At 59.7% G+C, this 13,753-nt stretch carries 12 protein-coding genes; 10 read left to right on the top strand and 2 right to left on the bottom strand.

All coding sequences use genetic code 11. From position 1 onward, the window contains the following. The first annotated feature begins 141 nt into the window (after positions 1-141). The 5 genes from KGB18_RS19045 (at position 142) to KGB18_RS19025 (ending at position 4,362) form a co-directional block, all read left to right on the top strand. On the top strand, positions 142-909 hold the full coding sequence (locus tag KGB18_RS19045) for a hypothetical protein (protein ID WP_223570346.1): 768 nt from the start codon (positions 142-144) through the stop codon (positions 907-909). A gap of 269 nt (positions 910-1,178) precedes the next feature. Further along, a complete protein-coding gene (locus tag KGB18_RS19040; protein ID WP_201059898.1) occupies positions 1,179-1,541 on the top strand; it encodes an ArsC family reductase in 363 nt (120 codons plus the stop codon). Between the two features lie 33 nt (positions 1,542-1,574). Continuing rightward, the gene (gene dapD, locus KGB18_RS19035; RefSeq protein WP_123719855.1) at positions 1,575-2,609 is read left to right on the top strand and encodes a 2,3,4,5-tetrahydropyridine-2,6-dicarboxylate N-succinyltransferase; all 1,035 of its coding nucleotides are present in this window, start codon (positions 1,575-1,577) and stop codon (positions 2,607-2,609) included. A 146-nt stretch (positions 2,610-2,755) separates the two neighbouring features. After that, positions 2,756-3,961 carry an aminotransferase class V-fold PLP-dependent enzyme gene (locus tag KGB18_RS19030; protein WP_123719856.1) on the top strand — a complete coding sequence of 402 codons (1,206 nt, stop codon included), beginning with the start codon at positions 2,756-2,758 and terminating at the stop codon, positions 3,959-3,961. Next, complete coding sequence (locus KGB18_RS19025; RefSeq protein ID WP_223570345.1) at positions 3,958-4,362, top strand: SufE family protein; 405 nt, start codon at positions 3,958-3,960, stop codon at positions 4,360-4,362. The genes KGB18_RS19030 and KGB18_RS19025 overlap by 4 nt, the downstream gene beginning before the upstream one ends. A 36-nt stretch (positions 4,363-4,398) precedes the next feature. On the opposite strand, the gene tcdA is transcribed toward KGB18_RS19025, so the two are convergent. Beyond that, positions 4,399-5,208, bottom strand: coding sequence for a tRNA cyclic N6-threonylcarbamoyladenosine(37) synthase TcdA (tcdA, locus tag KGB18_RS19020; RefSeq protein WP_187326390.1), 810 nt, complete (start codon positions 5,206-5,208; stop codon positions 4,399-4,401). Between the two features lie 287 nt (positions 5,209-5,495). Between tcdA and KGB18_RS19015 the strand changes: the two genes are divergently transcribed. The 4 genes from KGB18_RS19015 (at position 5,496) to KGB18_RS19000 (ending at position 10,721) form a co-directional block, all read left to right on the top strand. Next, complete coding sequence (locus tag KGB18_RS19015; RefSeq protein WP_123719918.1) at positions 5,496-8,087, top strand: glycosyltransferase; 2,592 nt, start codon at positions 5,496-5,498, stop codon at positions 8,085-8,087. A gap of 211 nt (positions 8,088-8,298) precedes the next feature. Next, positions 8,299-9,450, top strand: coding sequence for a succinyl-diaminopimelate desuccinylase (gene dapE, locus KGB18_RS19010; protein ID WP_123719859.1), 1,152 nt, complete (start codon positions 8,299-8,301; stop codon positions 9,448-9,450). Beyond that, positions 9,450-10,259: a putative RNA methyltransferase gene (locus KGB18_RS19005; protein WP_123719860.1), complete on the top strand. Its 810-nt coding sequence runs from the start codon at positions 9,450-9,452 to the stop codon at positions 10,257-10,259. The genes dapE and KGB18_RS19005 overlap by 1 nt, the downstream gene beginning before the upstream one ends. A gap of 84 nt (positions 10,260-10,343) precedes the next feature. Continuing rightward, a complete protein-coding gene (locus KGB18_RS19000; protein ID WP_038979139.1) occupies positions 10,344-10,721 on the top strand; it encodes a hypothetical protein in 378 nt (125 codons plus the stop codon). 136 nt (positions 10,722-10,857) lie between these two features. On the opposite strand, the gene KGB18_RS18995 is transcribed toward KGB18_RS19000, so the two are convergent. Beyond that, positions 10,858-11,067, bottom strand: a complete 210-nt coding sequence (locus KGB18_RS18995) for a cold-shock protein (RefSeq protein WP_007964248.1) — start codon at positions 11,065-11,067, stop codon at positions 10,858-10,860. A 164-nt stretch (positions 11,068-11,231) separates the two neighbouring features. Here KGB18_RS18995 and plsB point away from each other — a divergent pair, with 164 nt between their 5' ends. Further along, positions 11,232-13,730 (top strand): glycerol-3-phosphate 1-O-acyltransferase PlsB, encoded by a 2,499-nt coding sequence (gene plsB, locus KGB18_RS18990; RefSeq protein ID WP_201059901.1) that lies wholly within the window; start codon positions 11,232-11,234, stop codon positions 13,728-13,730. Positions 13,731-13,753: the final 23 nt, after the last annotated feature.

Genomic DNA, 13,753 nt, shown 5'->3' with positions numbered 1-13,753 from the left:
CCGCCTCTCGTTTGGGCTTACCCTGCTCGCTCGCAACATATCAACTTCCAACTTATGCCACCCGCGAAGAATGTTGCGATCGCAGACTGAAAACAACCTTAAATCAGACTCAACTTAATTAATAAACAAGGATGCTTATTCATGGATGACACATTCCCATGCTTCGTTAAAATCCCGGAAGACATTAATGCTTCTTACGAGGCGGCCATTACCGAAAATCCGGCAAATCGCGGTACATCTTCTTCTGGTCGTCAAAAGAGAGCGGTAGCCAGTCACACCAAGTTCTGGTCACCGGGCCGAACCTTGCGGATCGCCTTTCTGGATGGCGAGCAAGACTTCAAGGACGCCGTGAAGGCCGCAGCACAGGCCTGGCTCCCCCACATCAATCTGAAGTTCGACTTCGTCGAGGGCACGGAAGGCGATATCCGCATCACCACTAAGCGCGGTAATTGGTCTTACATCGGTACCAACGCATTGTTGGAGAAAGAAAATCCAACCATGAGCCTCGAGCCCTATCTGTGGTGGCCACGTTTCACCGCCAATGTGATTCACGAGTTCGGGCATTTACTGGGTGCTGAACATGAACATCTGCACCCTACTGGAAACATCCCCTGGGACAAGGAAGCGGTATACGCACACCATCATGCGGCAGATGAGGAAGATGAAAGTTATTATTATAAAAGGGGCATTGTCGATGAACGCTACTTTAATCTTCTTGATGCCAGCGAAGTCAACTACTCACCATACGACCCGCTATCCATCATGCACTATGAAATTCGTCCGGAATGGACCGTAGGTGATTTCAAAGTTGACTTCAACTTAACCCTCAGCGAAGCGGATAAAGCTTTCATGGCCAAGGCTTATCCTTATCCCGATCCCGAAACAGAAACAGAAACAGAAACCGAGTGACTCAAGAGGGCGGTCGCTTGACCTGCCCCGGGTTGGCTTCACCCAAGTCCAGTTCCCGACACTTCTCCCAGCACGTCATCACCCATCTGGTGATGACGGCTCAGGCCGTACAAACTCCAGGCACTACGCTCGTAGCGCTTTCACGTAGCTGCTTAGACAGCGGATAACCACAACAAAAAGACAAACCCGACCACAGCCGACGCGAAACCGTCCGGTCATGGCATAATCCGTCACCTTTTATTTTCAGCACCTGCAAAGGGGGCAATTCCTTGACCGCTTCAAGCAAAACGTTGCACCTTTTCGGCATCAAAGCCTGCGACACCATGAAAAAGGCGCGCACCTGGCTCGATGAACACGCTGTCAGCTATGACTTCCATGATTACAAAACGGTCGGTATCGACCGTGAACACCTGAGCCAATGGTGCGACGAGCACGGCTGGCAAGTGGTTTTGAACCGTGCAGGCACGACCTTTCGCAAGCTCGACGACGAACGCAAAGCCGATCTCGACCAGCCGAAAGCCATCGAACTGATGCTCGCGCAACCCTCGATGATCAAGCGCCCGGTGCTCGATCTCGGTGACCGAACCCTGATTGGCTTCAAGCCAGATATCTACGCGGCAGCGCTCAAGTAAGGCAGCCCGTTCCATTTTGTTAGAGGTATCAACATGTCCACTACCCTGTTCAGCCTGGCCTTTGGTGTCGGCACTCAAAACCGTCAAGGCGCATGGCTGGAAGTGTTTTACGCGCAGCCACTGCTCAACCCGTCGGCCGAACTGGTCGCTGCCATTGCGCCGGTTCTGGGCTACACCGAAGGCAATCAGGCCATCGCCTTCAGCACCGCTCAGGCGTCGCAACTGGCCGAAGCGCTGAAAAGCGTCGACGCTGCACAAGCTGCACTGCTGACCCGTCTGGCCGAGAGCCACAAGCCGCTGGTCGCCACGCTGCTGGCCGAAGACGCGCAGTTGAGCTCCACGCCTGAGGCTTACCTCAAGCTGCACTTGCTGTCCCATCGTCTGGTCAAGCCACATGGCTTGAACCTGGCCGGGATCTTCCCGTTGCTACCGAACGTGGCCTGGACCAGCCAGGGCGCGATCGACCTGGCCGAACTGGCCGAGCATCAACTGGAAGCCCGCCTGCGCGGCGAGCTGCTGGAAGTGTTCTCGGTGGACAAGTTCCCGAAAATGACCGACTACGTGGTACCGGCCGGCGTGCGTATCGCTGACGCGGCGCGTATTCGTCTGGGCGCTTACGTGGGCGAAGGCACCACCGTGATGCACGAAGGTTTCGTCAACTTCAACGCCGGCACCGAAGGCCCGGGCATGATCGAAGGTCGTGTGTCGGCGGGCGTATTCGTTGGCAAGGGCTCGGACCTGGGCGGCGGTTGCTCGACCATGGGCACCCTGTCGGGTGGCGGCAACATCGTGATCAAGGTCGGCGAAGGCTGCCTGATCGGCGCCAACGCTGGTATCGGCATCCCGTTGGGCGATCGCAACACTGTTGAGTCGGGCCTGTATGTGACGGCCGGCACCAAGGTTGCGCTGCTGGACGAGCACAACAAACTGGTCAAAGTCGTTAAAGCCCGTGAACTGGCCGGTCAGCCTGACCTGCTGTTCCGCCGCAATTCGGAGACCGGTGCCGTGGAGTGCAAAACCCACAAATCGGCCATCGAACTGAACGAAGCGCTGCACGCTCACAACTAAGCAGAGCGTTACACGATCACCTGATCTTGTAGGAGCGAGGCTTGCCCGCGAAGCTTTTGGCGACCTCAAGGGCCCCTTCGCGAGCAAGCTCTGCTCCTACACAGGTCAGGCGTTCCACCCGCCCATGTTCAGCAGGGCCCGATAGCATGATGATTCCCTCTCCCTGGCGCGCCGATTTTCCGGCCATCGCCGCATTGCAACGGCAAGACCAGACTTATCTGGACAACGCCGCCACCACGCAAAAACCTCAAGCCCTGCTGGATGCCCTGGCGCATTACTACGCCAACGGCGCGGCCAACGTGCATCGGGCGCAACACTTGCCCGGCGCCCATGCCACCCAGGCGTTCGAGGACAGCCGCAGCAAAGTTGCGCAATGGCTCAATACCGGCGATTGCGGACAGATCATCTTTACCCACGGCGCGACGTCCGCGCTGAACCTCCTGGCCTATGGCCTGGAACACGTATTCAATCCGGGCGATGAAATTGTCATCAGCGCTCTGGAACACCACGCCAACCTGTTGCCGTGGCAGCAACTGGCCCACCGTCGCGACTTGAAGCTGGTGATCCTGCCGCTGGATGCCGACGGTTTGATTGACCTTGAAGCCGCCGCTCGCCTGATCGGCCCGCGTACTCGTTTGCTGGCGGTCAGCCAGCTCTCCAACGTGCTCGGCGCCTGGCAACCGCTGCCCGCGTTACTGGCGATGGCCAAAGTGCACAACGCGCTGACCGTAGTCGACGGCGCTCAAGGCGTGGTGCATGGTCGGCATGACGTACAGGCACTGGGCTGCGACTTCTATGTGTTTTCCAGCCACAAGCTCTATGGCCCGGATGGCCTGGGTGCGCTGTTCGGTCGTCATGAAGCGCTCGAGCAACTGCGTCCCTGGCAGTTCGGCGGCGAAATGGTGCTGGATGCCAACTACCACGACGCACGCTTTCGTCCTGCGCCACTGGGGTTCGAGGCGGGTACGCCACCGATTTCCAGCGTGATTGGCCTGGGGGCGACCCTGGATTATCTGGCCGGGCTGGATCAGGACGCCGTGTCCGCCCACGAAGCCGCGCTGCATGACTATTTGCTCAAAGGCCTTGAGGCGCGCAACGGCATTCGTCTGCTGGGCAAGCCGCAACTGGCACTGGCCAGTTTTGTCGTCGAGGGTGTGCATAACTCTGATCTGGCGCATTTGCTGACCGAACAGGGAATCGCCGTACGCGCCGGTCATCATTGCGCCATGCCGTTGCTCAAAAGCTTTGAGCTGGCCGGGGCGATTCGGGTGTCGTTGGCGTTGTACAACGATTCAGAAGACCTTGAGCGCTTTTTTGAAGCGCTGGATCAGGCCCTGGAGTTGTTGCGATGACCTTGCCCGCCGATGCCATCATGGCGCTGGATACTTTTCAGAATACTGCGAGTTGGGAACAGCGGGCGCGGTTGCTGATGCAATGGGGCGACCGCCTGCCTGCGTTGAGCGATGTGGATAAAGTCGAGGCCAACCGCGTGCATGGCTGTGAAAGCCAGGTGTGGCTGGTCGGTGCGCTGCAGGATGGTCATTGGCAGTTCAGCGCCAGCAGCGATGCGCGGCTGATTCGCGGGTTGGTGGCGCTGCTGCTGGCACGGGTCAATGGGTTGTCCGCTGCCGAGTTGCAGCAGGTGGATTTGCCGGATTGGTTTAATCAGTTGGGCCTGTCGCGGCAGTTGTCGTCGTCGCGCAGCAATGGCCTCAATGCCGTGCTACAGCGGATGCGAGAACTCGCCGCCTGAATGATCGTTCCCACGCTCTGCGTGGGAATGATCCGGTTAGGCCGGTTTGACCCGATCCGCCGGGCGCCGAACCCCGGCCACAATCTTATCCACAGCCTTGGTCGCCGCGACCATGCCGAACGTCGCCGTCACCATCATCACCGCGCCAAAGCCCCCGGCGCAGTCGAGCTTCACGCCGTCACCGACAAAACTCTTCTGCAAGCAAATGCTGCCATCCGGTTTCGGGTAGCGCAGTTGCTCGGTGGAAAACACGCAGGGCACGCTGTAGTGACGGGTCACGGTGCGGGAGAAGCCGTAGTCGCGGCGTAGCGTGGAGCGCACTTTCGACGCCAGCGGATCGTTGAACGTGCGGTTCAGGTCGCAGACCTGGATCAGTGTCGGGTCGATCTGCCCGCCCGCGCCGCCGGTGGTGATGATCTGGATTTTGCGTCGCTTGCACCAGGCGATCAGCGCCGCTTTGGCGTTGACGCTGTCGATGCAGTCAATCACGCAGTCGATGTTCGGCGTGATGTACTCGGCCATGGTTTCGCGGGTGACGAAGTCCGCCACCGCATGCACCGTGCAGTCCGGGTTGATCCCGCGCAGGCGCTCGGCCATCACCTCGACCTTGGGCTTGCCGACGGTGCTGTCCAGCGCATGCAGTTGACGGTTGACGTTGCTGACGCAGACGTCGTCCAGGTCGAACAGCGAAATCTCGCCCACGCCACACCGGGCAACGGCTTCCGCCGCCCAGGAACCGACGCCACCGACGCCGACGATCGCCACATGGGCCGCGCGCAGGCGCTCAAGGCCTTCGATGCCATACAAGCGGGCGATGCCAGCAAACCGCGGATCTTCTGTACTCATGACCATTACCCCAAAAACCGGCGCGCATTATAGGGCCGTCGGCGGTCAAGAGCACCTTTGGGCTATGGATGGCAGTCTTGACGGCTTCAAATGACTACAAATTATTGGAATTGAGCTACAGCGTCCCCGGTCAAAGAACTTAAGTCGACCTGGATTGCCCAATGTCGGGCGTTTCCCTGTTCGCTGTACGGTCAGAGAACCTCCAGTGTAGGATGCGCGCCCCTGCCACCTGGCAGCCGGCCGCCAACCGTTCCTTCGTTCCACAGCCTTTGGAACCCGAAAAAGCTATGTCATCGCGTAAATTTGGACTCAACCTGGTCGTGGTGCTCGCCATCGCAGCCTTGTTTACCGGCTTCTGGGCGCTGGTCAATCGCCCGGTCACCGCCCCCAACTGGCCTGAACAGATCTCCGGCTTTTCGTACTCGCCGTTTCAACAAGGCCAGTATCCGCAAAAAGCCCAGTACCCGACCGACGATGAAATGCGTCGCGATCTGGAGATCATGAGCAAGCTGACGGACAACATCCGGACCTACTCGGTCGACGGCACCCTGGAGAACATTCCCAAACTGGCGGAAGAATTCGGCCTGCGGGTGACCCTGGGGATCTGGATCAGCCCTGACGAAGAGCGCAACGAGCGCGAGATCACCCGCGCCATCGAAATCGCCAACTCCTCGCGCAGCGTGGTTCGCGTGATTGTCGGTAACGAGGCAATCTTCCGTAAGGAAATTACCGCGGCAGAGCTGAGCCTGATCCTGGATCGCGTCCGCGCGGCCGTAAAGGTTCCGGTCACTACCTCTGAGCAATGGCACGTCTGGGAAGAAAACCCGAGCCTGGCCAAGCACGTTGACCTGATCGCGGCTCACGTTCTGCCCTACTGGGAGTTCGTTCCGGTGGACAAGGCTGGTCAGTTCGTTCTCGACCGCGCCCGTGACCTGAAAAAGATGTTCCCGAAAAAACCGCTGCTGCTCTCCGAAGTCGGCTGGCCGAGCAACGGCCGCATGCGTGGTGGCGCCGATGCGTCGCCGGCGGACCAGGCGATTTACCTGCGCACGTTGGTCAACAAGCTCAACCGCCAGGGCTTCAACTACTTCGTGATCGAAGCGTTCGACCAACCATGGAAAGCCAGTGACGAAGGTTCGGTGGGCGCGTATTGGGGTGTGTTCAACGCCGCGCGTCAGCAGAAATTCAACTTCGAAGGCCCGGTCGTCGCGATCCCGCAATGGCGCGTGCTGGCTATCGGCTCGGTAGTGCTGGCATTGCTGTCGCTGACCCTGCTGATGATCGACGGCTCAGCCCTGCGTCAACGTGGCCGCACCTTCCTGACCTTTATCGCGTTCCTGTGCGGTTCGGTGCTGGTGTGGATCGGTTATGACTACAGCCAGCAATACAGCACCTGGTTCAGCCTGACGGTGGGCTTCCTGCTCGCCCTCGGTGCACTCGGGGTGTTTATCGTTCTGCTGACCGAGGCCCATGAACTCGCCGAAGCGGTCTGGACCCACAAACGCCGGCGTGAATTCCTGCCGGTCGTGGGCGAATCGGACTACCGACCGAAGGTGTCGATTCACGTACCTTGCTACAACGAGCCACCGGAGATGGTCAAACAGACCCTCAACGCCTTGGCCAATCTCGACTATCCGGACTTCGAAGTCCTGATCATCGACAACAACACCAAAGACCCGGCGGTCTGGGAACCGGTGCGCGATTATTGCGAAACCCTCGGCCCACGCTTCAAGTTCTTCCACGTGGCACCGCTGGCTGGCTTCAAGGGCGGCGCGCTGAACTATCTGATTCCGCACACCGCCAAAGATGCCGAAGTGATTGCGGTGATCGACTCGGATTACTGTGTCGACCCGAACTGGCTCAAGCACATGGTGCCGCACTTCGCCGATCCGAAAATCGCAGTGGTGCAGTCGCCACAGGATTACCGCGACCAGAACGAAAGCACTTTCAAGAAGCTCTGCTACGCGGAATACAAAGGCTTCTTCCACATCGGCATGGTCACCCGTAACGACCGTGACGCGATCATCCAGCACGGCACCATGACCATGACCCGACGCTCGGTGCTCGAGGAACTGGGCTGGGCCGACTGGTGCATCTGTGAAGACGCCGAGTTGGGTCTGCGCGTGTTCGAAAAAGGTCTGTCGGCGGCGTATTACCACACCAGCTACGGCAAAGGCCTGATGCCCGATACCTTTATCGACTTCAAGAAACAGCGTTTCCGCTGGGCCTACGGGGCGATTCAGATCATCAAGCGTCACACCGCCAGCCTGCTGCGCGGCAAGGACACAGAACTGACCCGTGGCCAGCGTTACCACTTCCTCGCGGGCTGGTTGCCGTGGGTGGCGGACGGCATGAACATCTTCTTCACCGTCGGCGCGTTGTTGTGGTCGGCGGCGATGATCATCGTGCCGCAACGGGTCGATCCACCGCTGCTGATTTTCGCAATCCCGCCGTTGGCACTGTTCGTGTTCAAGGTCGGCAAGATCATCTTCCTGTACCGCCGTGCGGTCGGGGTCAACCTCAAGGATGCGTTCTGCGCAGCATTGGCAGGGCTGGCGTTGTCGCACACCATCGCCAAAGCGGTGCTGTACGGTTTCTTCACCAGCAGCATTCCGTTCTTCCGCACCCCGAAAAACGCCGATAACCACGGCTTCTGGGTAGCCATTTCGGAAGCACGCGAAGAGGTGTTCATCATGCTGCTGTTGTGGGGTGCGGCGCTGGGGATCTTCCTGGTACAGGGCCTGCCGAGCAACGACATGCGCTTCTGGGTGACCATGTTGCTGGTGCAATCGCTGCCGTACCTGGCGGCGCTGATCATGGCGTTCCTGTCGTCGCTGCCAAAACCGGTGGCCGAAGCCACGACCGCACCGGCTGTCTAAATCAGTACAGATGCACTAAACGGCGGCCAATGGTCGCCGTTTTGCTTTAAGATAACCGCCATTTTGCAGGCCTTGGCCTTTATGGCCTGACCCAATACCTGTGGGAGCGAGCCTGCTCGCGATTGCGGTCTGTCAATCAACATCAATGTTGAATGTACCGACCTCATCGCGAGCAGGCTCGCTCCCACATTTACAGTTTTCGGAGCTTTCCATGACGGCCCACGCCGACCTTTCGCCGACCCTTCAACTCGCCATCGACCTGATCCGCCGTCCGTCCGTGACGCCGGTTGACGCCGATTGCCAGAAGCAGATGATGCAGCGCCTGGGCGATGCCGGTTTCAAACTGGAACCGATGCGCATCGAAGATGTGGATAACTTCTGGGCGACCCACGGTAAACACGAAGGCCCGGTGCTGTGTTTCGCCGGTCACACCGACGTGGTCCCGACCGGTCCGGTAGCCGCCTGGCAGATCGATCCGTTCAACGCCGTGATCGATGAGCATGGCATGCTCTGCGGCCGTGGCGCGGCGGACATGAAAGGCAGCCTCGCGGCCATGACCGTAGCCGCTGAGCGCTTCGTCGCCGACTACCCGGACCACAAGGGCAAGGTCGCTTTCCTGATCACCAGCGACGAAGAAGGCCCGGCACATCACGGCACCAAGGCTGTGATCGAACGCCTCGCCGCCCGTAAGGAACGTCTGGACTGGTGCATCGTCGGCGAACCGTCGAGCACTACCCTGGTGGGTGACGTGGTCAAGAATGGTCGTCGCGGTTCCCTCGGCGCCAAATTGACCGTACACGGTGTGCAAGGTCACGTGGCGTATCCGCACCTGGCGAAGAACCCGATCCACCTCGCTGCCCCGGCGCTGGCCGAACTGGCCGCCGAGCACTGGGACCATGGCAACGACTTCTTCCCGCCGACCAGTTTCCAAATCTCCAATGTCAATTCCGGCACCGGCGCGACCAACGTGATCCCGGGTGATCTGGTGGCAGTGTTCAACTTCCGCTTCTCCACCGAGTCCACTGTCGAAGGCCTGCAAAAGCGTGTCGCCGATATTCTCGACAAGCATGGTCTGGACTGGCACATCGACTGGGCGCTGTCCGGCCTGCCGTTCCTCACCGAACCGGGCGCCCTGCTCGACGCGGTATCGGCGAGTATCAAGGACATCACCGGTCGCGAGACCAAGGCGTCCACCAGCGGCGGCACCTCCGACGGGCGTTTCATCGCGACCATGGGTACTCAGGTTGTCGAACTGGGCCCGGTCAACGCGACGATCCACCAGGTCAACGAGCGCGTGCTGGCGGCCGATCTCGACGTGCTGACCGAAATCTACTACCAGACCCTGATCAAGTTGCTCGCCTGATGCTTGCGTGTCCGATCTGCAGCGAACCGCTGAACGCGGTGGACAACGGCGTGGCTTGCCCCGCCGGGCATCGTTTCGACCGTGCGCGGCAGGGTTACTTGAACCTGTTGCCGGTGCAGCATAAAAACAGCCGCGACCCTGGGGATAACTTGGCGATGGTCGAAGCCCGTCGCGACTTTTTGAACGCCGGCCATTACGCGCCGGTGGCCAAGCGTCTGGCGGAACTGGCGGCGCAGTACGCGCCCCAGCGCTGGCTGGACATCGGTTGTGGCGAGGGTTACTACACCGCGCAAATCGCCGAAGCCTTGCCCAACGCCGACGGCTATGCGCTGGACATTTCCCGGGAAGCGGTCAAACGCGCCTGCAAACGCAACCCTGCGCTGACCTGGTTGATCGCCAGCATGGCGCGGGTGCCGTTGGCCTCCGGCAGTTGCCAGTTTCTCGCCAGTGTTTTCAGCCCGCTGGACTGGGAAGAAGCCAAACGCCTGCTCAGCCCCGGCGGCGGTTTGATGAAAGTCGGGCCGACCAGCGGCCATCTGATGGAATTGCGCGAGCGGCTGTACGATGAAGTGCGTGAGTACACCGACGACAAGCACCTGGCTCTGGTGCCGGAAGGCATGGCGCTGCAACACAGCGAAACCCTGGAGTTCAAACTGACGCTGGTTAACGGTCAGGATCGCGCGAACCTGTTGGCCATGACACCCCACGGCTGGCGCGCCAGTGCCGAACGCCGGGCAGCGGTCATCGAACAGGTTGAGCCGTTCGAGGTCACCGTGTCGATGCGCTACGATTATTTTGTTCTTCAATAAACTCTTAAATTTTGGTCTTGAGCAAACGGCTTGAGGCCGGCTAAATCCGCGAATGGATTTTTCAGACCCGCAGTGAGGACATCCATGCGCCAACCCGATATCGAGATTTACCTGAAAGACGCCGACGTCGACTACAAGGCCATCGCTGCCTGGCTCGGCGCGGCTTTAGGCCCATGCACCGATTGGGTTCAGAAAGGCCAGACTTACAAGTGCAAGGCCGGCAATGTGCCGGTTACCTGGCTGCCGAAAGCTGTCGGCAAATGGAACAGCCTGTACCTGGAAAGCGACCAGACCCCATGGGAAGACGACATTGCCTGCGCCCGCGCAGCCTTTGCCGCGCTGAACGTCGAAGTGCGTTGCGCGCCGGGCAGTTGGGTCGAGGAAGAAGGTGAAGAGACGGCGGATCGCTGGATGCGGATCAGCGTTGATGGTGAAGAAGAAATCACCTGGAAAACCGCGTAAAAATCCGTACGACGAACCTGTGGGAGCGGGCTTGCCCGCGATTGCGATTTGTCAGTCACATCATTGTTGGATGTGCCGCCGTCATCGCGGGCAAGCCTCGCTCCCACAGGGGTTTTGTGTGATCTGAGGAGTGGGGTTACAAGCCCACCACATCCTCAGCCTGCAAGCCCTTCTCCCCGGTCACCACTGCATACTCAACCTGCTGACCTTCAGTCAGCGAGCGATGCCCTTCGCCGCGGATCGCGCGGTAGTGCACGAACACGTCCACCCCGTCCTCGCGCTGAATGAAGCCATAGCCCTTGGCGTCGTTGAACCACTTCACATTGCCGGTTTCGCGCGTAGCCATATCTAATACCCCTTGTTTTTATTTTGAACGGCCGAGTATATGACAGCCGCGAAAACTCTCAACTCAAGTTTACTTAGGCGCTTTTTTGCCGATTTTCGGCGAATACGGCACACTATCGACCGCCCAAGCGATTGCTTGGTTTTATCCACTCACGCAGAAGCCGTATGACCCGTTCCCCGTTCCGCCGTCTTGTGTTTGGCACCTTGCGCCGACTGCTGTACCTCTGGGTTCGCTCGGAGACGATCAATCAGTCGTCGTTCACCCTTAACCTCGACCGCAGCCGACCGGTGTTCTACGTCCTGCAAAATCCTTCATTGACCGACCTCGCCGTGGTCGATACCGAATGCAGCAAGGCCGGCCTGCCCCGCCCGGTGTTGCCGGTATCGGTGGGTGCGTTGGTGGAGCCCGCCGCGTTCTTTTACCTGACGCCAGAGCCCGACTGGCTCGGCCGTCAGGACAAGCGCGGTGCGCCACCGACCCTGACCCGTCTGGTCAACGCCCTGAGCCAGAACGCCGCCGAAGACGCGCAGATCATTCCGGTCAGCGTGTTCTGGGGACAGTCGCCGGACAGCGAGTCGAGCCCGTGGAAACTGTTGTTCGCCGACAGTTGGGCGGTCACCGGGCGTTTGCGTCGGCTGCTAAGCATCATGATTCTGGGGCGCAAGACCCGGGTGCAGTTCTCGGCGCCGATTCATTTGCGTGAACTGATCGATCACAACAAAGGCCACGAGCGCACCGTGCGCATGGCCCAGCGGATTCTGCGGGTGCACTTTCGCAACCTGAAAGCCGCGGTGATCGGCCCGGACATTTCCCACCGCCGCAATCTGGTCAAAGGCCTGCTCAATCAGCCCTCGGTCAAACAGGCGATCCTCGACGAAGCCGAGCGCGAGAACATCTCGCCGGAAAAAGCCAAGGCCCAAGCCTTGCGCTATGGCAACGAGATCGCCTCGGACTACACCTACACCGCGATCCGTTTTCTGGAAGTGGTGCTGAGCTGGTTCTGGAACAAGATCTACGACGGGATCAAGGTCAACCACATCGAAGGTGTGCAGAAAGTCGCCCAGGGTCACGAAGTGATCTACGTGCCGTGCCACCGCAGCCACATCGACTATTTGCTGCTCTCTTATCTGCTGTTCCGCAACGGCCTGACCCCGCCGCACATCGCCGCCGGGATCAACCTCAACATGCCGGTGATCGGTAGCTTGCTGCGTCGCGGCGGCGCGTTTTTCATGCGCCGCACCTTCAAGGGCAACCCGCTCTACACCTCGGTGTTCAACGAATACCTGCACACCCTGTTCACCAAAGGCTTCCCGGTCGAATACTTCGTCGAGGGCGGCCGTTCGCGCACCGGGCGCATGTTGCAACCGAAAACCGGGATGCTCGCGATCACCCTGCGCAGCTTCCTGCGTTCGTCGCGCATGCCGATCGTCTTCGTGCCGGTGTACATCGGCTACGAGCGCGTGCTGGAAGGCCGCACCTATCTCGGCGAATTGCGTGGCGCGAGCAAGAAGAAAGAATCGATCTTCGACATTTTCAAAGTCATCGGCGCGCTCAAACAGCGCTTCGGTCAGGTTGCGGTCAACTTCGGAGAGCCGATCAAACTGGCGGAATTCCTCGACAGCGAGCAGCCAGACTGGCGCCAACAGGAGCTCGGCCCGCAGTTCAAACCGGCCTGGCTCAACGAAACCACCAACCGCCTCGGCGAGAAAGTCGCACAACATTTGAATGAAGCGGCGGCGATCAACCCGGTGAATCTGGTGGCCCTGGCGTTGCTGTCCACCAGCCGCCTGGCCCTGGACGATCGCGCCATGGCACGGGTGCTTGATCTGTATCTGGCGCTGTTGCGCAAGGTTCCCTACTCCTCGCACACCACCCTGCCGGAGGGCGACGGTCGGGCGCTGATCGAGCACGTGAAGGATATGGACCTGCTGTCCGAGCAAAGCGATGCGCTGGGCAAGATTCTGTACCTGGACGAACAAAACGCCGTCCTGATGACCTACTACCGCAACAACGTGCTGCACATCTTCGCGTTGCCGTCGTTGCTGGCGAGTTTCTTCCAGAGCACCTCGCGCATGAGCCGCGAGCAGATCCTGCGCTACACCCGCGCACTGTATCCGTACTTGCAATCGGAGCTGTTCATTCGCTGGTCGCTGGACGAACTCGATGGCGTGGTCGATCAATGGCTCGAAGCCTTCGTCGAGCAAGGCCTGCTGCGTTTCGAGAAAGACGTGTACCTGCGTCCGGCGCCGAGCTCGCGGCATTTCGTGCTGCTGACACTGCTGTCGAAAAGCATCGCCCAGACCTTGCAGCGCTTCTACATGACCGTTTCCTTGCTGCTCAACAGCGGCCAGAACAGCATCAGCGCCGAAGAACTCGAAGACCTGTGCACGGTCATGGCCCAGCGCCTGTCGATCCTCCACGGCCTGAACGCCCCGGAGTTCTTCGACAAGAGCCTGTTCCGTCACTTCATCCAGACAATGCTGGACCTCGACGTGCTGCGCCGCGACGAGGCCGGGAAGTTGAGCTACCACGAATTGTTAGGCGAACTGGCCGAAGGCGCCGCCAAACGGGTGTTACCGGCGGAGATTCGTTTGTCGATCCGTCAGGTGGCGCTGCATCGCAGTGAAGATGCGGCAGAAACCGGTGCACTTACCGAAGTCTGAAACTTGCAGATAACTAACCGGAA

Source organism: Pseudomonas sp. BF-R-26, assembly GCF_019947395.1.
GTDB classification, from domain to species: domain Bacteria; phylum Pseudomonadota; class Gammaproteobacteria; order Pseudomonadales; family Pseudomonadaceae; genus Aquipseudomonas; species Aquipseudomonas farris.
The sequence above is the reverse complement of the archived record's forward strand: the minus strand, read 5'-3'. Positions and strand labels throughout refer to the sequence as shown.

Excerpts from the sequence above, each read along its gene's own strand:
- KGB18_RS19045 (WP_223570346.1), top strand. The coding sequence starts at position 142 with ATGGATGACACATTCCCATGCTTCGTTAAAATCCCGGAAGACATTAAT.
- plsB (WP_201059901.1), top strand. The coding sequence starts at position 11,232 with ATGACCCGTTCCCCGTTCCGCCGTCTTGTGTTTGGCACCTTGCGCCGA.
- KGB18_RS18995 (WP_007964248.1), bottom strand. The coding sequence starts at position 11,067 with ATGGCTACGCGCGAAACCGGCAATGTGAAGTGGTTCAACGACGCCAAG.
- KGB18_RS19015 (WP_123719918.1), top strand. The coding sequence starts at position 5,496 with ATGTCATCGCGTAAATTTGGACTCAACCTGGTCGTGGTGCTCGCCATC.
- KGB18_RS19025 (WP_223570345.1), top strand. The coding sequence starts at position 3,958 with ATGACCTTGCCCGCCGATGCCATCATGGCGCTGGATACTTTTCAGAAT.
- KGB18_RS19000 (WP_038979139.1), top strand. The coding sequence starts at position 10,344 with ATGCGCCAACCCGATATCGAGATTTACCTGAAAGACGCCGACGTCGAC.
- KGB18_RS19005 (WP_123719860.1), top strand. The coding sequence starts at position 9,450 with ATGCTTGCGTGTCCGATCTGCAGCGAACCGCTGAACGCGGTGGACAAC.
- tcdA (WP_187326390.1), bottom strand. The coding sequence starts at position 5,208 with ATGAGTACAGAAGATCCGCGGTTTGCTGGCATCGCCCGCTTGTATGGC.
- dapD (WP_123719855.1), top strand. The coding sequence starts at position 1,575 with ATGTCCACTACCCTGTTCAGCCTGGCCTTTGGTGTCGGCACTCAAAAC.
- KGB18_RS19030 (WP_123719856.1), top strand. The coding sequence starts at position 2,756 with ATGATGATTCCCTCTCCCTGGCGCGCCGATTTTCCGGCCATCGCCGCA.
- dapE (WP_123719859.1), top strand. The coding sequence starts at position 8,299 with ATGACGGCCCACGCCGACCTTTCGCCGACCCTTCAACTCGCCATCGAC.